The sequence below is a fragment of the Pseudoalteromonas sp. NEC-BIFX-2020_002 genome, from assembly GCF_013002825.1.
GTDB lineage: Bacteria > Pseudomonadota > Gammaproteobacteria > Enterobacterales > Alteromonadaceae > Pseudoalteromonas > Pseudoalteromonas neustonica.
On record NZ_JABEPJ010000001.1, the window covers coordinates 136068 to 156539 of the forward strand.

Genomic DNA, 20472 nt, shown 5'->3' on the forward strand with positions numbered 1-20472 from the left:
TTTAGCGTAAATTTCTACGTCTAATAAATTTAGAGTCAATATTTAACTTTCCAGATTCCACACGCCGGTCCCCGTCGCTGCGATATGATTAACATTACCTTGTAAAACTTTATTACCAACATTTAGCGATGACTGTGGACGACTTACAAGGTAACCCTGTACGCTGCTAATTCCCATACGTTTTACTAGTTCAAATTGTTCTATTTCTTCAACACCTTCTGCAACAATTTTAAGCCCTAATTTTGTGCCTAGTTCACTGATTGAGTTTAGAATTTCATTATATTTAGGGTTTTCGTTAGCTTGTGCGATGAATAATCGATCTATTTTTATTACATCAATTGGCAAATCAGCTAGAGTACTTAAAGAGCTAAAACCAGTACCAAAATCATCAATGGCGATGGTTACACCATCTTTTCGCAACTTTTCAAGTTCATTAATTATAGTATCACTGGCTGTTATCAACGTTGATTCCGTTATTTCTAGCATCAAGGAGCTTGGTGGAAGTCCTGTTTTAGCTAGTTTTTTCATTACCCATTCGTGAATTGGACGATGTTTAAGTTGGATACCTGACACATTGACAGATATTTTTACTTTACGCATACCAGCATTATGCCATGCTGACATTTGTCTACACGACTCGAGCATTATCCAATCACCAAGCTCTAAAATAAGATTTGATTCTTCTGCTATCGGAATAAACTCAACAGGGGATATTGCACCTTCTACAGGGTGATCCCAACGGACTAGAGCTTCAAAGTAATCTATTGCACAGTCTTCTACGTGAACAATGGGCTGAAAAGATAAATGAAAATTCTGACACGCTATTGCTAAACGTAACTCTTCTAATAAATAATGGTAACGACGCATCTTGTTGCCCATTTCAGGCGAATAGACCTTAAAAATACCACGACCATCTGTTTTTGCACGATACATAGCCACATCGGCCATTTGTAATAACGCATGGGGTGTTGATGCGCTTTCTGGGTAAACGGCAATACCGACACTGGCACTAATTTTTATAATTTTATTACCGAGTACAAAGTCACGTTCTATTTCATTTAAAACGTGTTGAGCAACATCTAAGGTTTTAGTGTCAGAATCGATTTCATTAATAAAAATTGAGAACTCATCACCACCTAAGCGAGCTAAATTTTGTTCTAATAAACTGGTCGGATTTAAATCATTCAGTTTATGGTGGCGAAGAACATTAGCAAGTCGCTCGGCGACTTGAATGAGTACTTCATCACCAAAGCTATGTCCAAATGAATCATTAACTTGTTTAAAGCCATCCAAATCAATGAACAATAATGCACAGTTAATGTTTTTTATTTCAGCGCCATTTAGCTGACGATCTAAGTGCTCGATGTAAGCATGGCGATCAATCAGTAGCGTGAGCTTATCTTGGCAAATACTTGTTTGAGTTTCTCGTGCGTATGTAGTGACATGGTTATTGAGGGCATTAATTGCTTGGCTCAATTTTGCTACTGATGTGGGATTATCAAGTGGAGGAAGCTGAATATTAAAAGCACTTACCAATTTATGTGTTTGCAGGTGTAATTGGTTAATAACATTATGTTCGCGCTTTATTTGGCGAGCCTTCCCTAAATACCAAGTTAACCATAAGCCCAGCAATATTAATAATATTAAATTGGCAGGGGATAGTAGTGTTGCGTTTAAAACAGATGACGCTTTGGCAGTAATAAACTCGGTCTCTGTAATTTTTATTAATAAATAGTCGTTGTTATTACTGTGTATTAGATGGTGTCCGCTCAATATCGGATTGTACCAAGGCGGCATTTCAAGCTGTGTATTGGCGATTTTAAACGTACGTAGAGCTATGTTTGATTGCTGAGGGTTGATGTTGTTGATTTGTTTTGTAAGCAATACATTTAGGCAATAGCCAAAAACAATAATGGCTATTAAAGCAATACCGAAAGAACGAAAAAAGTTAGTCATTACATTAGCCATAAGGATCCCATTTCAGCTTTGAAGTTATTATTAGGGATTGAAGGTTTTTCTCAGTATATAGTTTGTGACAGCGGGTGACAAAACATTTCGAGTACAATTGTACAGGAGTGATCATTTTTATGATGAAATAGAGTAAATACATAAGGTGTATGGCTTTTTTACTCAAGGAGGACATTAATTTTTTTCACTTTACCTGAGAATAATTCTTAACTACTTTATAGGCTATATTTCGAACATTAACCACAAAGTGGTTTGTTTATTGCTATCTTCATTGCGATGTTTCTTTTTGATGGGTTTTTTATCATTTATTGCACTAAAATTGTGCAATTAAATTTTAATTGCACTGTCATAAAGCATAAACATAACTTTGATTTACTAACAAACAATGTTTTTACGTATAACACCCCTGCATATGTTGAGTAGTTGAACACAGCACGGTGGCAAGGATTAATTAACCAAAAGGTTTAGTTGGAGCCCGCTATGTTAAGCAAACGATTTTTTAAAACCAAAAATGAAGCTGAAGTGACATTTGAATTTCAGCACCCGGAAGCTGAAGAAGTTCAACTTGTTGCTGAGTTTACTAATTGGCAACCCGTTAATATGAAGTTCAACAAGAAAGGGCGCTGTTTTAAATTCAAACAACGATTACCAAGTGATCAACAGTTCCACTTTAGATATTTAGTAAATGGCTGCATTTGGGACAATGATCATCAAGCTGATGGTTACATTGCAAATAGCTTCGGAACAGAAAATAGTATAGTTAATACACAACGTATATAAGGCGCGATTATGGAGTCACTTTCGCAGCTTTTTTACCTGCATGGAATTGGGTATGAGTATACAAAGTACACTGGTGAACACGTTATTTTTAGTGACGAAACTCGCGGTGCGGCATTAAGTTGCTGTGGGATTGATATTACAAATAATGCTGAAGTTGAACATTTAAATGTCACCTTAGATGCAAATAAATGGCTGCAACTAGTGCCTAATTGCAGCATTGTCTGCGAAGAGAAACCAATATTCAAAATACGTATTGATCAACGTTTATTGGCGCAACATTGTGTTATTTCATTCATGGAACTTGAACTAGAAAATATTAATGTCTGTTTGGCTGATTTAATGTGTACTGGCGATTATATATTTAACGGTATTAAATATTTAGAACTTGCTTGTCCATTACCTAAACTGCCAATCGGTTATCACCATGTTCGTGTTGACGTTGCTGAAATATCTGGAGTGACCCAATTGTGGGTAACACCAAAGCACAGTTACCAAGTAACAGAAAAAAAACAAAGCGGGCTTTCAATCCAACTTTACAGTTTAAAAAATAAAGCGGGATTAGGAATAGGCGATTTTACTGATTTGCTTGATTTAGTGAAGCAAGCTGCAACACACCAGCTCGATTACATCCTATTAAACCCATTGCACTTACTGTTTTGTGAACAGCCAGAACGAGCAAGCCCTTATAGTCCAAATAGCCGAGCATTATTAAACCCGCTTTATATTGCTGTTGAGTCATGTGAAGATTATCTTGATAATGAATCAGTTGCGATTTTTATGAAAAATGCAGATATTCTGGATTTTAAAGTTACTAATCAGCAGGCGCAATATATTGATTACACAGCTGTAAATTATTTTAAATATGCTGTTTTTAAGTTGCTGTATCAAGGTTTTTGTCAATCTGGAAGTCGTGTCCGTAAGCAGTTATTTGCAGATTTTTGTCTGCAACATAGCGAAACACTCGCGACTTTGAAAGTGGATGATCTTGAGTTTGCGAGCTATCTTCAGTGGCAGGCCCACCTACAATTAAAGCAGTGCCAAGTGGTTGCGCGTGAAAGTGGCATGAGTATAGGTTTAATTAATGATTTAGCTGTTGGCTGTGCTGGTGATGGTAGTGAGTATCTTAATCAGCAACACTTATTTACAGATTCTGCTTATGTTGGCGCGCCACCAGACCCTTGGGCTGAACAAGGTCAAAATTGGGGGCTACCAGCACTTAACCCGATTAAGATTAGCGATAATAACTTTGCTTATTATCGAGCATTGATCCGCGCCAATATGGAAAACGTGGGAGGCTTACGGATTGACCATGTAATGGCTATTCGTCGTTTATGGTGGTGTTTTAACAACCAATACCAGCAAGATGGCTGTTATGTTTATTATCCATTTGAACATTTGCTGGCTGTTTTAACCATTGAATCTCATTTAAATCAATGTATTGTAATTGGTGAAGATTTGGGTGTCGTACCGCCTGAAGTCAAAGCTGCATTAGCTGACAAAGCAATCTTCTCAAATGGCTTATTTTACTTTGAAAAGGATTGTGACGGTGAATTTTTACCTGTTAGTTCTTTTTCAGCGCAATCATTATTGATGGTTGCAAATCATGATGTACCGCCTTTTTTTGGCTGGTGGCAAGGCTGTGATCTGAGTTTAAAATATGACTATGAATTAATTGATGAATCGCAATTAATTCAACAACAACAAGCAAGAGACTTAGAAAGGCAGCGATTATTACGTTTCTTGGCAAACTGTGGAAAATCACTGTGTTTACAAAGCCCAGTGAGTGATGTTTATCAGGCGCTAACATTAAGTTTAGCTCATTCACCCGCACGTTTATTTACTATCCAACTAGACGATTTAGATGAGCAAACCCTACCTGTAAATATCCCAGGGACAGATAAGGAATACCCTAATTGGCGTAGAGTGCTCACTTATTCAAGTGAAAGCATTTTCGATCGTCATCGTGAATTCCTGCGTGCTATTAATTCCATAAGGACTAATTAAATGAACAGTATTGTTCGTAAACAATCGACGTTGCAGCACTATGGCCCGCAAGTTAATGCATTACAGCGTGGTTGTTTTAAAGACCCATTTAGCTTTTTAGGAACGCATTCAATTTCTGAAACAAAAAGTGAAGTACGTTGTTACATGCCAGGCGCTGGTAAAGTAAGTTTAAAGCTTGGTGAGCAAAGATTAGAGTGCGCACGATACTCTGAGTCAGATTTATTCATAGCACATGTCAATAGTAAAGATATGGGCACTTATCAATTTGTGGTTGATTATGGTGAATACGAAATTATTTGCGATGACGTTTACAGCTTCGAAAGTAGCCTTGATGATAGCGCGATGTACTTATTTAATGAAGGGACATTAGAGCACGCATATCGACACCTTGGTGCTCATTTTATTGAATTATCAGGTAAACAAGGGGTGCGTTTTAGCGTGTGGGCACCAAATGCGAGTAGTGTTTCTGTTATTGGTGAATTTAACCACTGGCAAAAAAGCCAGCATTTTATGCGTTTTCATCCAGCATCGGGTGTGTGGGATCTATTTATTCCTGAATTAACACAAGGTCAGTGCTACAAATTTGCAATTACGACGTTAAGTGGTGAGGTGCTTGAAAAAGCTGATCCATTTGCTTTTAAAATGCAACAAGCGCCAGGGACAGCATCAGTATTACAAATTCGTCCAACTGCTATAGCGTTGACTAAAGAAATGCAAGCGCAAAGGGTCAAGCGAAATGCAATAGATGCACCCATTAGTATTTATGAAGTCCACTTGGGCTCATGGCAGCGAGAGGCTGGGGATCGTTACTTAAATTATCGAGAATTAGCACAGCGCTTAATTGGGTATGTAATTGAGCAAGGCTTCACGCATATTCAATTAATGCCAATTAGCGAATTCCCATTTGATGGTTCTTGGGGATACCAGCCGGTTGGTTTATTTGCACCGACGAGTCGATTTGGCGGTTTGGATGATTTTAGATATTTTGTAGAGCAATGCCACTTAAAAAATATTGGTTTGCTTATTGACTGGGTTCCCGGTCATTTCCCAGGTGATCCGCATGGCCTACATTGTTTTGATGGCACGCATTTATTTGAACATGCTGACGCGCGCCAGGGTTTTCACCCAGATTGGAATACATACATCTATAACTATGATCGTCCTGAAATTCGTAGTTTTTTAGTTGCTAATGCAATGTATTGGCTTGAAGAGTTTGCGATTGATGGCTTACGTGTTGATGCGGTAGCGTCGATGCTCTACCTAGATTACAGCCGTAAAGAAGGTCAATGGATCCCAAATTGCTATGGTGGTCGTGAGAATTTAGGTGCGATTGAATGCCTAAAGCAAGTTAATCTACGTAGTTATGCCAATAACCCTGGCATCATGATGGTTGCTGAAGAGTCAACAGCGTGGCCAGGAGTTACACGTCAAGTAGATCAAGATGGCTTAGGTTTTGGTTATAAATGGAATATGGGTTGGATGAATGACAGTTTGCATTATATGCAACGTGATCCTTTGTATCGCCAGCATCATCATCATGAATTAACTTTTTCAATGGTGTATGCCTTTAGTGAAAATTATGTTTTACCTTTGAGCCACGATGAAGTGGTACATGGTAAAGGCTCATTACTCGAAAAGATGCCCGGAGATGATTGGCAAAAGTTTGCAAACTTACGTGCTTATTATGCATTTATGTGGGCGCATCCAGGTAAAAAGCTATTGTTTATGGGGGGGGAAATAGCTCAGCGCAGTGAATGGAACCACGATCAATCACTCGATTGGCATTTATTGGAACACATCTCGCATCAAGGTGTACAGCGTACGATTAGTCAACTTAACAAAGTATATACCTCTGAACCAGCGCTACATCAATTAGATAATGATCCAAGGGGTTTTAGTTGGATTGATAGCCAAAATGCACAGCAAAGTATTTTTAGTTTTATTCGATTCGCTAAAAAAGCCAGCGATTATGTTGTCGTGATCAGTAACCTAACACCCACGGTTTATCATGATTATTGTATTGGTGTGCCAAGTGGCGGTGAGTTTAAGGTTATTTTAAATACAGATGAGGAAGCGTTATTTGGTTCAGGAGCGCATGTTGTAGCATTAACGGAGCAAGTAATAAGTACTGTTGCGACTGCAAGTCATGGCCATCAACATAGTATTAAATTGTCTTTGCCTGCGCTTGCGACAATTTATTTAAAAAAGGTGTCTGATGAGCCTATCAATTGAGTTAAACCAAGGTCATATTTCTCCGTTGGGGGCAAACGTCGTTGACTCGGGTGTTAATTTTGCTGTTAATGCACCTTTTGCTAAGCAATTATATGTATGTTTGTTTGATGCAAGTGGGCATACCGAAGTACTGAAATTGGCGATGAATAATAATGAAGGTGGAATTTGGAGCTTATATATCAGTCCACTCGCGCCAGGTACGTTATACGGCTATCGAGCTGAAGGCGATTATCAGCCTAAAAAAGGCTTATTCTTTAATAGCCAAAAATTATTGATAGACCCCTACGCAAAAGATTTATTTGGTGAGTTTACATGGAGTGAGCGTCATTATGGTCAAATGCCTATTGGAACATTCAGTGCAGTAAACAACGCAATTGACATGCCTAAATCTAAAGTCACTGAATTACAGCCTTATAAAGGTAAAAAGCCCGCGCATGACTGGAGTAAAACCGTTATTTATGAATGTCATGTAAAAGGCGCGACAGCTCGACATCCATCAATTCCAAGTCAGCTCCAAGGTACATATTTGGGCTTGAGTCATGCAAGTTTTATAGAACACTTACGAAAGCTAGGGGTAACAACATTAGAGCTTTTACCTGTTCATAGTTTTATCAGTGAACAATTTTTAACAGCGAAAGGTTTGCAAAACTATTGGGGTTATAACTCTTTAAATTTTTTTACCCCGCATAAAGATTACTTAGTAAATGGCGAAGTAGCAGAGTTTCAGCAAATGGTAACTAAGCTACATGAAGCAGATATTGAAGTTATTTTAGATGTTGTATACAACCATACCGCAGAAGCAGGCAGTGATGGTCCAATTTTGTCTTGGCGTGGGTTAAATAACCTCGGTTATTATCGTTCAATTAATAACAACCCAGAAGTTTATATTAACGATACCGGTTGTGGTAATACGTTGAATATAGATGACCCCTATACTTTGAAAATGGTGCTAGACAGTCTGCGTTATTGGGTTGAAGTGATGGGGGTTGATGGTTTTAGATTTGATTTAGCCACTATTCTAGGGCGTACTCCTCATGGTTTTAGTCAAACACATAGCTTTTTACAAGCAATAAACCAAGATCCTGTTTTAAGCCAAGTAAAGCTTATCGCAGAGCCTTGGGACATAGGGCCCGGTGGTTATCAGCTTGGTGCATTTCCTGCTCCTTGGCGTGAATGGAACGATAAATATCGAGATGTTGTCAGACGATTTTGGCAAGGTGAAGGCAATATGTTACCTGAGCTTGCAAAGCGTTTGCATGGTTCATTTGACTTGTTTGAACATAATCTACGAGGCCCGTTAAATAGTATTAACTTTATAACTAGCCACGACGGCTTTACATTAACAGATCTCGTTAGCTATGAGCAAAAACATAACGAAGCTAATGGTGAACAAAACCGTGATGGTCATAGTGCAAATTATTCGTTTAATTGTGGTTTTGAAGGGTTCACTGATGATGTAGAAATTACCAAATTACGCTTACAGCAACAAAAGAACCTACTTCTTACATTATTACTTTCTAAAGGCGTTCCTATGCTGTCGGCCGGCAGCGAAATGGGTCACTCGCAGGGCGGTAATAACAATGCATACTGCCAGAACAATCGTACCAGCTGGTTAGCTTGGAAAGACTCTCAACGTCAACACAGTTTAACCCGTTTTATTGACGACGTGTTGAGTATACGTAAAGAGCATAATGTTTTTAAGCACAGTGTGTTTTTGCATGACAGCGATAATCGATTTTGCGTTGATTGGTATTCTGAAGAAAGTAAAACGATGGAAGAAAGTGATTGGCATGATGGCTCTAAGCAATTTTTAATGTATAGCCTGCGGGATTTACAGGCCAAAACAGCACTACTCATTATATTGAATGCCAGTAAAGTGAAGGTCAAATGCCAATTACCCGTGAGTAATGGGTTATCTACATGGAGTTTAGCGATATCGAGTGTTGATCAAGCAATGATCAAAAGTACGGATGAATTTGAGGTTGCTGCACAAAGCAGCTGGGTTTTTACAGCCAATTTAGAGGACGAATGTCATGGCTAATAATGGTGAACAAATGTGTGTAGCTAAAGGATGGCAAGATGCTCCTTTAATTGATGAAAGTACGCTTGAAGATGATTTATCACGCCATTTTTACTATACCTTAGGGCGTGATCGAGTCGGTAAATCTCAACTATATTTATATAATGCGTTAGCATTGACAATTCGTGATCGTTTAGTAGCTCGTTGCAGAGCAACGAAGCAACAAATGAATAGCGAAAAACGTCGTAAAACAGCTTATATCTCATTAGAGTTTTTGATGGGCCGTGCGCTTGGTAATGCAATTCTAAATTTAGATTTAGATGATCAGGTTAAGGATGCGCTCAATCAGTACTGTGCCAAAATAGAAGATGTGGCAGAAGCCGAGCATGACGCTGGCCTAGGAAATGGCGGCTTAGGGCGTTTAGCTGCATGTTTTTTAGATAGCTGTGCAAGCCTTGCTTTACCTGTAACGGGTTATGGTATTCGTTACGAATACGGCATGTTTAACCAATCAATTGAAAATGGTCATCAAATTGAACAACCAGATAATTGGTTACGTGAAGGGCATCCATGGGAACTCAGCGCGCCAGAACAAGCTAAACGAATTAAATTTTTTGGTCACGTAGAGAGCTATACTGATAAAAAAGGACGTGTTCATCGTCAATGGCTAGACACACATGATGTACTCGCTGTCCCTTATGATGTACCAATTCCTGGTTATAAAAATAACATAGTTAACACATTAAGATTATGGAAGTCCGAAGCCACGGATGAATTTGATTTAAGCGAATTTAATGCGGGTAGTTATTCGGAAGCGGTTGCTCACAAAAATCTTGCTGAACAAATTACGATGGTATTGTATCCCAATGATACCAGTGAAAATGGTAAAGAATTACGCTTAAGGCAGCAGTACTTTTTATCGTCAGCCAGCTTGCAAGATATCATCGGTGTATGGGTTTCACAACACGGTGAAGATTTTAGTGACTTTGCAGACTTTCATGTTTTCCAACTCAACGACACTCACCCAAGTATAGCCGTAGCTGAATTAATGAGGCTGTTAATTGATGATTTTGATCTAGATTGGGACGATGCTTGGGAAATAACAACCAAAACAATGGCATATACAAATCATACATTACTACCAGAAGCACTTGAAAAATGGTCGGTGTCACTATTTGCACGTTTATTACCACGCATTTTAGAAATTATTTATGAAATTAACGCACGCTTTCTTGCTCACGTTGCGCTTGCGTGGCCAGGGGATGTGGTAAAACAACAAGCACTTTCTTTAATTGAAGAAGGTCCTGAGCCACAGGTTCGTATGGCTTATTTAGCGATTGTTGGTAGCTTTTCTGTCAATGGTGTTGCAGCACTTCACACAGAACTATTAAAAGAAGGGCTGTTTAAAACATTTTATGAGTTATGGCCAGAAAAATTCAACAATAAAACAAACGGTGTCACACCTAGGCGCTGGCTTGCCCATTGTAACCCTAAATTAACCAAACTAATTGGCGAAAAAATAGGAGATAATTGGGTGGGTGATTTTTCACAAATCAGTCAGTTACGTCGTTATTTTGATGACGCTAAATTTCACCAACAATGGCAAGCAGTTAAGCTTGAAAATAAGCAGCGCTTAGTTGATTTAGTTAAAGAGCGATGCGGTGTTGAGTTCGATACGAGTATGATGTTTGATGTGCATGTAAAACGTATTCACGAATACAAACGCCAACTACTTAATGTCCTCCATGTAATTCACCTTTATGACCGCATTCGCCGTGGTGATACTGCTAATTTAGTGCCTCGCTGTGTACTACTTGGTGGTAAAGCAGCACCAGGGTATTACATGGCAAAGCGGATTATCAAACTTATCAATAATGTCGCTGATGTAATAAATAAAGACCCGCTTGCTAAGCCATTTTTAAGAGTTGCCTTTTTACCAAATTATAACGTCACAGCCATGGAAACTATTTGTCCTGCAACCGATCTTTCTGAACAGATATCAACTGCCGGAAAAGAAGCTTCGGGCACTGGTAACATGAAATTTATGATGAATGGTGCATTGACAATTGGTACGTTAGACGGTGCAAATATTGAAATTCGAGATGCTGTTGGCGCTGATAATTTCTTCTTGTTTGGCGCACAAACTGAACAAATTGACGGTATTAAGCAAAGTTATAATCCGTTACATTTAATTCATAATACCCCTGATTTACTTAATGTAATGCAGTTGCTAGAAAGTGGCCACTTCAATTTATTTGAGCCAGGATTATTTGACGACATTATAAATGCAATTAAAAGCCCTCATGATCCATGGCTTGTAGCGCATGATTTTGAGAGCTTTGTACACGCCCAACGTGCCGTTGAGCACGCCTACTTAGATCAACAGCATTGGACACAGATGAGTATTTTAAATACGGCAGCCAGTGGTGTTTTCTCAAGTGATAGAACGATAAGCCAATACAGTAATGATATTTGGCATCTAGAAGCATTAACAACAACTAGTTCGGCCAATCAAGCCGCTAGTAACAGCTTAGATTAATACGGAGATAAATTATGCCAAGTTATGCAAATCGCTATATTAGTAGTTTAACAAGGGAAACTTATGCACTAATTCTGGCGGGCGGCAGAGGTTCACGCCTGCATGAGTTAACAAACTGGCGGGCCAAGCCAGCCGTTTATTTTGGTGGCAAGCATCGAATCATCGATTTTCCACTGTCTAATTGTATTAACTCGGGTATACGACGTGTGGGCATTGCGACGCAATATAAGTCACACTCGTTGATCCGTCATGTTAATCGCGCGTGGGGACACTTCAAAAAAGAGCTTGGTGAGTCTGTTGAAATTTTACCAGCATCACAGCGTTATGGTGACGAATGGTATTGTGGTACTGCGGATGCCGTTTTTCAAAACATGGATATTATCCGCCATGAGTTACCAAAGTATGTCATGATTTTATCTGGGGATCATGTATACCGCATGGATTACGGTGGTTTATTAGCAAAGCATTTGGAAACTGGCGCGGATATGACGGTATGTTGTATTGAAGTTCCTTGTGAAGAAGCTGCAGACACATTCGGCGTTATGACGGTAGATGAAGAAAAGCGTGTTCGTCGCTTCGATGAAAAACCAGCGGCACCAAGTTCAATTCCAGGCAAACCGGGTACATGTTTAGCATCAATGGGGAATTATGTATTTAATACCGAGTTTTTATTTGAGCAATTGAAAAAAGATGCTGAAAATGAAGGGTCTGGACGTGATTTTGGCCACGATATTATCCCTGCTATTATTGAGGAGCATAATGTATTTGCCTTTCCATTTAGAGATCCAGGCCATGAAGGTCAACCTTACTGGCGTGATGTGGGCACCCTTGATTCATTTTGGGAAGCAAATATGGAGCTTGTAATGCCAGAGCCTCAGCTAGACTTATATGACCCTACATGGCCAATTTGGACATACCAAGAGCAACTACCTCCTGCAAAATTCATTTTTGATAATGATGAGCGTCGTGGTATGGCCGTTGATTCTACCGTTTCGGGCGGGTGCATCATCTCGGGCTCGGTTGTGCGAAAATCACTGCTGTTCTCAAATGTACATATACGTTCATATTGTGAAATTGAAGAGTCGGTTATATTGCCAGGTGCCATCATACAGCGAAACTGTCGTATTCGCCGTGCCATAATAGATCGCGGGTGCGAGATCCCAGCAGGGGTTGAGATTGGTTTTGACCGTAAAGCAGATGAAGAAAATGGTTTTAGAGTATCTAAAAAGGGTATTGTACTAGTTACCCGTGATATGCTCACTGAGCTTGCAAAAAAACTTGAGCGCCAAGAGCGTGATAAAAAGCAATTAGCCTAGGGCGTGTTGACCTTTCGTGATTGATTTTGCAGCAGTATGTTTGGTATTTAGGCAAGGCAGAGCCTATGTAGTGTGGTTGTTCCCCATAAATCGGCGATAACGCAGTATAAATGCCAAACATGCGCTGCCCAAAGGGTTCTTCCTAGGGGCGATTAACTCTTTGTTACCTACACGGATGTAGGTAAGGGGCGTGAGTAGGGCGCACAAGCTTTGCTCGATTTTACTTAGCCCGCTCGATTAAATCGCCTCTAGATTGAACGAGTTTTAATCCTGAAAGGTCAAAAGACCCTAATAAACCAGTTGTAGGAAATAAAGAAAATATGCATGTATTAATGGTTGCAGCCGAAAATGACACGTTACCAAATGCTAAAGTCGGCGGTGTTGCTGATGTGATTAGAGATAGTCCAAAAGCATTAGCACAAAGAGGGCAAACAGTTGATGTTGTTATACCTGATTATGGTTTTAGCGTATTGAGCAAAGAGCATCTTGGATTATTATATGTGCCATTTGCAGGCTACATTCATGAAATACATGCATGGGAAATTAACTCAGTTGATAATGGGGTAAGGCAATTAATTTTGTCTCACCCTTATTTTAGTCAGCATAATGGCGCGGTATATTGCAATGACGAACCTGGTAGGCCATTCGCTACAGATGCAACTAAGTTTGCACTGTTTAATGCTGGCGTTTGTGAAGCATTATTACAAGGTATATTTATACGCCCTGACGTGTTGCACCTACATGATTGGCATAGTGCCTGCGCGGCATTATTGCTAAAGTTTGATCATCGTTTTACTGCATTTTCACAATTAAAAACAGTGTTTACAGTACATAATATAGCTTTACAGGGGATCCGACCTTTTAAAGGCGATGATTCGAGCCTTGAAGCTTGGTTTCCATCATTAAGTTATGACGGCCATTTATTGTGTGATCCTAGGTACCCGCATTGTTTTAATCCAATGCGTACCGCGATTAATCTTGCAGATAAAGTACATTTAGTATCACCCACTTATGCGCTGGAAGTTTTAGCTGCAAGTTCACCTGAAAATGGTTTCTTCGGTGGTGAAGGCCTTGAGAAAGATTTACAAAAGGGAGCAGAAGAAAATAAAGTCGTTGGTATTTTAAATGGCTGTGAGTACCCAACTCATGAAGTAAATTCAACACTTCAATTAACTGACTTATATGAAGAAATAGAGTCAACTCTATTTGGTTGGATCGCTCAAAAAACTACATTAGTTAGTAGTTTTTATATTGCTCACCAACGATTAATAGGCTTTCAAAAACAAAAAAATAATGGACCTTTGATCACCAGTGTAGGCCGATTGACTGATCAAAAGGTATTGTTATTACACCAAACCTATCAAAATAAATATGTAATTGATCATCTTTGTGAAAAATTAGCACAGCACCAAGGCAATATGATTATTTTAGGCTCTGGGGATGAAAAATTAGAGCAGATAATGACAGAAGCCATGGCTCGCAATTGTAATTTGCTGTTCCTTAAAGGGTATGGACATAAAGTGGGGGAGGACCTTTATGAGCTTGGCGATCTATTCTTAATGCCAAGTTCATTCGAGCCATGTGGAATTAGTCAAATGTTAGCTATGCGTGCTGGGCAACCCTGTTTAGTTCATGGCGTTGGCGGCCTTAAAGATACGATAAATCACTTAGAAACGGGTTTCAGTTTTACTGGTAACTCACTTGAAACACAATGTGAAGGCTTGATTGATTGCTTTTCAGATACCCTTAATTTACGAGCCCACAAGCCAAAGCAATGGCAGAATATAGTGCAACAAGCGAGGGCAGCTCGCTTTACATGGTCGAAAGTCGCTCAGGAGTACATTAGTAAACTTTATTGTTAGTACTGCAATTTGCCACCTTTCTAGTTATAATGTGTTTATATTTCAAGGTGGCCTAGTCTTTTTTTATTGGTTTATAGGCTTGATTAATAAAAAATACTGTAAAAGGCTGACTAGTGGAAGTATTTGTAGCAAGGCAAGCAATTTTTAATCGTCGGCAGTCTGTGGTTGCCTACGAGTTATTATTTCGTAATAGCATTAATAATTGCTTTCCTAATATTGACGAAAGTGTAGCTACAGCCAAATTAATTGTAGAAAATCAACTAAACTTCGGCACTCGCCATATTACATGTGGTAAGAAAGCGCTTATTAATATAGGCCCAGATTCATTAAAAATGGATTTGTGCAGCTTTTTACCCCCCCAAGACGTTGTGCTTGAATTATTAGAAACTATAGAGCCGACAGAAGAAAACTATCAATTATGTAAAGAGTTGTTTAAAAAAGAGTTTACATTAGCTTTAGATGATTTTATCTATGATCCTAAATGGGATCGATTTTTGAAATTTGTTAAGTTGATAAAGTTTGATATTCAAATCACTCCTCTAAACCAAATCGAATCGCTTATAGTGCGCTTTAAAAAATACAAAAATTTAAAACTATTAGCAGAGAAAATAGAAACGCTTGCTGATTTTAAAGTCGCTCATGCAATGGGATTCGACTATTTTCAAGGGTATTTTTTTGCTAAACCACTGTTGATTCAACAAAAAGATATAGATATGAACCATGCGCTGGCATTGTCTATCTATGCTCAAGCGATGAAAGAGAATCCTGATATTAATGCGATAGCAGCTCTTTTTCAGCTCGATACTGCCCTTGCTTTCAAATTATTACGGTTGATAAACAGTGGGGTGTTCCCGGTTCAAAAAGAAATAGAATCATTAAAGCAAGCATTGGTGTATCTGGGTCATGATCATATCAAAAAGTTTATCAGTCTTTTAGTGACGGCCCATGTAGCACAAAGTAAGCCAAATGAATTAATTAAAATGTGCATCATTCGAGCGCGATTTTGTGAATTGATAGCAAAAAAAGTGGCACCAGCCAATGCGAATAGTGCATTCTTAACAGGGTTATTTTCATTGTTGGATGCCATATTAGATAGGCCGATGGATCAGTTGCTTTTACGTTTACCTTTCCCTGACATAATCAAGTCGGCGTTAATGGAAGAAAAGAATAATCTTTATTATATCCTCGAAATTGTTAAAGCATATGAATCTGGAAGCTGGTGGGCGCTAGAGCAAGCCGTAATATTATTAAATATCCCAAGTGATATACTGCCAAGTTTATATAAAAATGCTTTAGAATGGTCTAACAACCATAAATATAATTAAAAGGATTTAACAATGCGAAATCACAGTATAGATGTTATTCGCGGCATTGCTGTGCTTGGCTTAATGTATATGAATGCATATTCATTCGGGCTATTTGAATTTGGCTATGTTGCTTCAGCGTCACCTCCGTTTTCAGATCATGTTATTAAATTGAGCAGTCTCTTATTTGTCGATGGACGTTTTCGGAGCCTATTTTGTATTCTTTTTGGGGTTGGGTTATATATTCAATGGCAACGAAATAATGATTTATCACGTTTAACTAAGCGTTTAAAAATACTCGCCGTGTTTGGTTTACTTCACGGTTTTTTACTGTGGGCTGGTGATATATTATTCATTTACGCATGCGCAGGTTGGGTCGTAATTAAATACCTCGACGCAGAAAGTAACATGCAATTAAAGCGTGGTTTTCAATTTCTTTTACTCGGTTCAGTTATCACCGTTTTATTAGGTTTATTATCCCCCCCAATCGTTATTACACGTGATTCAGCTGAGTTTTTAGACCATTTTTATACGTATAGTGAATCAGGAAGCTCTGTGTATTTGAGCAACATGGCAATGTTTGGCTTTATGCTTGTGATACTTCCTTTTATTACCGTATGGATGACCGCAGGGCTTATGCTGCTTGGTATTTATGCTTACAAAAATAATGTGTTTGAAAATGGTTTACCTAAAAAAGTGTTAATCATTTCGCTGTTTTGTTCCGGGATTTTAAGCTGCACTAGAATATTACTAGAATCTCAAAATAGCACATTCGATATTGCGATCTTAGAACCTATAACGTGGTTCTCAGCTTTGTTCATGGCTTTAATTATTATACATGTTGTGGTTAAATTAGTAACAGTGAAAGGGATTCTACTTACAGGCTTGCAATCCGTTGGGCGGTTGGCTTTAACCTTGTATATTATGCAAAGTGTTTTGTTAGTGATGTTATTTAAAATGCTTTATCCGGAATGGGTTCTGACATTCGATCGAATTGATTATTGGTTAATTGCTACTTCAATTGCCTTATTTCAGCTCGTTTTTAGTGTACTTTATAGACGTTACTTTGACCAAGGGCCCTTGGAGTTTATTTGGCGTAAATTGGCTAGCTAGTTTATTTGGGACTATTCTCAGAGGTAGTAATAAACTGGAGAAATAGATGAAGCGCTATTTATTTATCATTCTATCGTGTATTTCATTGCACTTAAGTGCTGTTGAGCCTTTTTCTGTACTATTTGTGAACCCTTCAGTTAAAGGGGACCCATTTTGGGAGAAAGTACAAAGTATTGCAGAGGTGGCTGCAAAACAAAACAATATAAGCCTGGATGTGATCTATGGAGAAGGCAATCGTTATATTCAGCTCTCGGAGCTTAATAAATACTTACAATATCGCGCTACGCCTGACTATGTAGTATTGCTGAATTACCCCGGTGGGGCTGAGCAATCAATGAATTTGCTTAAGCAGTACAACGTTAATTTTATTACTCTAGAACAAACAATTACAGGCGATGAACGGGGATCAATTGGCGAACCACAAGCACGTTATAAAAATTGGCTAGGTGAAATTTATCATGATAATTTTAAAGCAGGCCGGGGTTTGGCTGATGCATTAATCACTCATTCTAAAAATCAAGGTCGCCAGCCTCACGTTGTGGCTATAAATGGGCATTATGGTACTGAGTCAGATGCAAGAAGCGATGGTTTAAAAGCCTATTTAGCTGATAACAAATTGCAATTAAGCCAAACAGTCTATGCGGGCTGGTCAAAACTTGAAGCTATCACCAAGACAAAAAAATTAATTCAACGGTATCCAAAAACTAACGTAATTTGGAGTGCATCTGATTTAATGGCATTGGGAGCTTACACAGGGGTTTCTAATGTGAAAAATTATTCAATGGGTGGCTTTGATTGGTTAAAAGATAATTTACGCTTAATAAAGCAGGATAAATTGGCTGCAAGTGTTGGAGGTCACTTTATGATGGCAGGCTGGGCGTTGATAACATTGGTTGATTTAAGAAACGGCCACGATTACTGGAAAAATAACACCAATATTGAAATAGATCTTGATGTGATCACAAAAGACAATATCAATCAATATGAGTATCTTATCGATGTGAATAATTGGTCTTTTGTAGATTTTAACCGCTATCGCCTTCTCGATAACGAACAACTTAGCTACCGCTTTGATATAAAAAGCCTGCGTAAAGATAACCTTAATCTAGAAAAATAACCGCGCAATATTTTTATCGCTGGTTTAAACTATCGGCCTTTGAAATTAATATGAATATGGCTCATGACAGACTTAAAACGATTAAATAAATTTATTAGCGATACCGGTTTTTGTTCGCGACGAGAGGCTGATAAATATATTGAAGATGGTCGTGTTACTGTTAATGGCATTCGCCCTGAAATGGGCGTTAAAGTTTCAGCGAGTGATAATGTTCTTATTGATGGTAAAGCATTAAAAAAGGTCCCTAAGCGAGCTTATATAGCTTATAACAAGCCTGTAGGGATCACCTGTACAACTGAACGCAAAATTCAAAGTAATATTGTCAAAGCAGTTAACTACCCCGACCGTATATTTCCAATTGGGCGGTTAGATCGTCCTTCAGAAGGTCTGATTTTTTTAACAAACGAAGGTGACATCGTTAATAAAATTCTTCGAGCGGGTAATAACCACGAGAAAGAGTATGTTGTTACCGTTGATAAGCCGCTAAATCGACAATTTGTAAGTAAAATGTCGGGTGGCCTACCAATTTTGGATACTGTTACTAAAAAATGTAAAGTAACTCAAACAGGTGCGCAGCAATTTACCATAGTGCTTACCCAAGGCTTGAATCGACAAATTCGTCGAATGTGTGAATATTTAGGGTATGAAGTTGTTACGCTAAAACGTGTTCGAATTATGAATGTTACTTTAAAGGGCTTAAAGGTTGGGCAGTGGCGCCATCTTAGCGATTTAGAAATGGCAGAGATTAACAACTCAATAATGGATTCAGGGAAAACTCAAGAACATTCAATTGATGAGAATAAAAATAACCTGATTTTCGATAATAAAAAAACCTTTAAAAAACGAGTTACAAACACGCAAAGCGTCGCTAAAAGTACTATAAAAAGAACATCCCCCCGCACAAGTACAAAACGTGTGACCGGCACATTCAGTTTAAAAAAATAATGACATAATTAACACTAAAATTGACGCAGCTTGCGTTACTTTTAGTGTGATTTTTAATTAAGCATTTAGATGGGGGAGTTCTATTACCCATTCAATACCATTTTTTGAACTCGTTATTTGATATTTACCATTAAGTGGGCCTGAAATAATACTTGCAACCATGGGAGCACTCAGCCCGACATGCCCACTATTACCTCTTTTACTCGTATAGAATGGCTTTAGCAGTTGCTCAATCGATAGCCCTTGTAAGCCATTACCATTATCAGAGTAGAGAATGTCAAATCCATCATTTTTTTCAGTAATAATTATATTAATCTGTGTCTTATCCGCTTGTGGTGCGTGGGTAAAAGAGTCTTGGATTAAATTATTAAATACGAGCGCTAATAACTCAGTATCTAGATTAAAATCTGATTGGTGGATATTCAACTGTAAATTAAACGTCAGACCATGGTATAGCTCTTGAGATAGAGTGAGGATATTTTTAATAAAACTCTCTAAGTTAGTATTTTTAAGTTTTCTAGGCCCCTTCGCTCTAGAGATCATTTTTAATAAATTAACGAACTCAGCTACACGCATCAAATTGTTCTCAGATAAAGTTATGCTTTCACTTGCATCTTTTAACTTGGCTTCTAGTTGAGTTGCGGATAAAGTTTTGTGCATATAACTAGACATAAGCGATTCAATGATGCTCTTTAAATGGGTTACAGCAGTAATGCTTGTACCTAAAGGTGTGTTTATTTCATGGGCAACACCAACAACCATTTGATTAATTGCGTGCGATAACTCTTGGCCTACACGTAAATTATGAGCTTCAATTAATTTAATCTGAGTGCTAACGCGCGCGACTATTTCGGCAGGGCGAAATGGTTTTGTTAAATAATCTACGCCACCAGCCTCTAATGCTTGCACTATGTTATCAGTGTCAGTTTGAGCACTTACAAAAATAATGGGGATATGTTTAGATTCGTCTTTGGATTTAAGGGTTTGACATAGCTCTATACCAGACATAACAGGCATTTTTATATCGGTAATAATAATATCTGGTCGTTTTTTTTCAACGAGTTGCAAAGCCAGAGCTGCATTGGTGGCAGCTCTAACAGTATGGTTTTCAGATTTTAAAATTAATTGGAGAACATGTAAATTTTCCACAATATCATCTACAATCAAAATATTAGCCATTTATTACCCCGTTAACATTATCTCATCAAGTATAGCCATAGTTAGAATATTTATTTTTTTAATATGAGTTATTATTTCATCAGCAACACATCA

At 38.3% G+C, this 20472-nt stretch carries 13 protein-coding genes; 11 read left to right on the forward strand and 2 right to left on the reverse strand.

Translation table 11 applies throughout. The annotated features are described in order from the left end of the window. Window positions 1-42: 42 nt before the first annotated feature. Entirely contained in the window at window positions 43-1956 is a 1914-nt protein-coding gene (locus HJP15_RS00620) for a putative bifunctional diguanylate cyclase/phosphodiesterase (protein ID WP_170172818.1), read from the reverse strand. 492 nt (window positions 1957-2448) lie between these two features. Between HJP15_RS00620 and HJP15_RS00625 the strand changes: the two genes are divergently transcribed. The 11 genes from HJP15_RS00625 (at window position 2449) to rluF (ending at window position 19200) form a co-directional block, all read left to right on the forward strand. Continuing rightward, the gene (locus HJP15_RS00625; RefSeq protein ID WP_170172819.1) at window positions 2449-2748 is read left to right on the forward strand and encodes an isoamylase early set domain-containing protein; all 300 of its coding nucleotides are present in this window, start codon (window positions 2449-2451) and stop codon (window positions 2746-2748) included. Between the two features lie 9 nt (window positions 2749-2757). Continuing rightward, window positions 2758-4752: a 4-alpha-glucanotransferase gene (malQ, locus tag HJP15_RS00630; RefSeq protein ID WP_170172820.1), complete on the forward strand. Its 1995-nt coding sequence runs from the start codon at window positions 2758-2760 to the stop codon at window positions 4750-4752. Next, complete coding sequence (gene glgB, locus HJP15_RS00635) at window positions 4753-6984, forward strand: 1,4-alpha-glucan branching protein GlgB (RefSeq protein WP_170172821.1); 2232 nt, start codon at window positions 4753-4755, stop codon at window positions 6982-6984. It abuts the gene before it with no gap. Next, the gene (glgX, locus tag HJP15_RS00640; protein ID WP_170172822.1) at window positions 6968-9025 is read left to right on the forward strand and encodes a glycogen debranching protein GlgX; all 2058 of its coding nucleotides are present in this window, start codon (window positions 6968-6970) and stop codon (window positions 9023-9025) included. Before glgB ends, glgX begins: the two co-directional genes overlap by 17 nt. Further along, complete coding sequence (locus HJP15_RS00645; RefSeq protein ID WP_170172823.1) at window positions 9018-11543, forward strand: glycogen/starch/alpha-glucan phosphorylase; 2526 nt, start codon at window positions 9018-9020, stop codon at window positions 11541-11543. The genes glgX and HJP15_RS00645 overlap by 8 nt, the downstream gene beginning before the upstream one ends. A 14-nt stretch (window positions 11544-11557) precedes the next feature. Beyond that, window positions 11558-12859 carry a glucose-1-phosphate adenylyltransferase gene (gene glgC / locus HJP15_RS00650; protein ID WP_054203797.1) on the forward strand — a complete coding sequence of 434 codons (1302 nt, stop codon included), beginning with the start codon at window positions 11558-11560 and terminating at the stop codon, window positions 12857-12859. Between the two features lie 320 nt (window positions 12860-13179). After that, window positions 13180-14721 (forward strand): glycogen synthase, encoded by a 1542-nt coding sequence (locus tag HJP15_RS00655; RefSeq protein WP_170172824.1) that lies wholly within the window; start codon window positions 13180-13182, stop codon window positions 14719-14721. Between the two features lie 113 nt (window positions 14722-14834). After that, window positions 14835-16046: an EAL and HDOD domain-containing protein gene (locus HJP15_RS00660; RefSeq protein ID WP_054203795.1), complete on the forward strand. Its 1212-nt coding sequence runs from the start codon at window positions 14835-14837 to the stop codon at window positions 16044-16046. A 12-nt stretch (window positions 16047-16058) separates the two neighbouring features. Further along, on the forward strand, window positions 16059-17138 hold the full coding sequence (locus tag HJP15_RS00665) for a DUF418 domain-containing protein (protein ID WP_212760595.1): 1080 nt from the start codon (window positions 16059-16061) through the stop codon (window positions 17136-17138). A 46-nt stretch (window positions 17139-17184) separates the two neighbouring features. Further along, the gene (locus HJP15_RS00670; RefSeq protein ID WP_170172825.1) at window positions 17185-18255 is read left to right on the forward strand and encodes an ABC transporter substrate-binding protein; all 1071 of its coding nucleotides are present in this window, start codon (window positions 17185-17187) and stop codon (window positions 18253-18255) included. Window positions 18256-18318: 63 nt separating this feature from the next. Beyond that, window positions 18319-19200 (forward strand): 23S rRNA pseudouridine(2604) synthase RluF, encoded by an 882-nt coding sequence (rluF, locus tag HJP15_RS00675; RefSeq protein WP_170172826.1) that lies wholly within the window; start codon window positions 18319-18321, stop codon window positions 19198-19200. 57 nt (window positions 19201-19257) lie between these two features. On the opposite strand, the gene HJP15_RS00680 is transcribed toward rluF, so the two are convergent. Continuing rightward, complete coding sequence (locus tag HJP15_RS00680; RefSeq protein WP_054454664.1) at window positions 19258-20379, reverse strand: response regulator; 1122 nt, start codon at window positions 20377-20379, stop codon at window positions 19258-19260. Between the last annotated feature and the right edge of the window lie 93 nt (window positions 20380-20472).

What these genes read in the sequence shown, in the direction of transcription:
- HJP15_RS00620 (WP_170172818.1), bottom strand. Translation starts at nt 1,956, where the DNA reads ATGACTAACTTTTTTCGTTCTTTCGGTATTGCTTTAATAGCCATTATT.
- HJP15_RS00625 (WP_170172819.1), top strand. Translation starts at nt 2,449, where the DNA reads ATGTTAAGCAAACGATTTTTTAAAACCAAAAATGAAGCTGAAGTGACA.
- malQ (WP_170172820.1), top strand. Translation starts at nt 2,758, where the DNA reads ATGGAGTCACTTTCGCAGCTTTTTTACCTGCATGGAATTGGGTATGAG.
- glgB (WP_170172821.1), top strand. Translation starts at nt 4,753, where the DNA reads ATGAACAGTATTGTTCGTAAACAATCGACGTTGCAGCACTATGGCCCG.
- glgX (WP_170172822.1), top strand. Translation starts at nt 6,968, where the DNA reads ATGAGCCTATCAATTGAGTTAAACCAAGGTCATATTTCTCCGTTGGGG.
- HJP15_RS00645 (WP_170172823.1), top strand. Translation starts at nt 9,018, where the DNA reads ATGGCTAATAATGGTGAACAAATGTGTGTAGCTAAAGGATGGCAAGAT.
- glgC (WP_054203797.1), top strand. Translation starts at nt 11,558, where the DNA reads ATGCCAAGTTATGCAAATCGCTATATTAGTAGTTTAACAAGGGAAACT.
- HJP15_RS00655 (WP_170172824.1), top strand. Translation starts at nt 13,180, where the DNA reads ATGCATGTATTAATGGTTGCAGCCGAAAATGACACGTTACCAAATGCT.
- HJP15_RS00665 (WP_212760595.1), top strand. Translation starts at nt 16,059, where the DNA reads ATGCGAAATCACAGTATAGATGTTATTCGCGGCATTGCTGTGCTTGGC.
- HJP15_RS00670 (WP_170172825.1), top strand. Translation starts at nt 17,185, where the DNA reads ATGAAGCGCTATTTATTTATCATTCTATCGTGTATTTCATTGCACTTA.
- rluF (WP_170172826.1), top strand. Translation starts at nt 18,319, where the DNA reads ATGACAGACTTAAAACGATTAAATAAATTTATTAGCGATACCGGTTTT.
- HJP15_RS00680 (WP_054454664.1), bottom strand. Translation starts at nt 20,379, where the DNA reads ATGGCTAATATTTTGATTGTAGATGATATTGTGGAAAATTTACATGTT.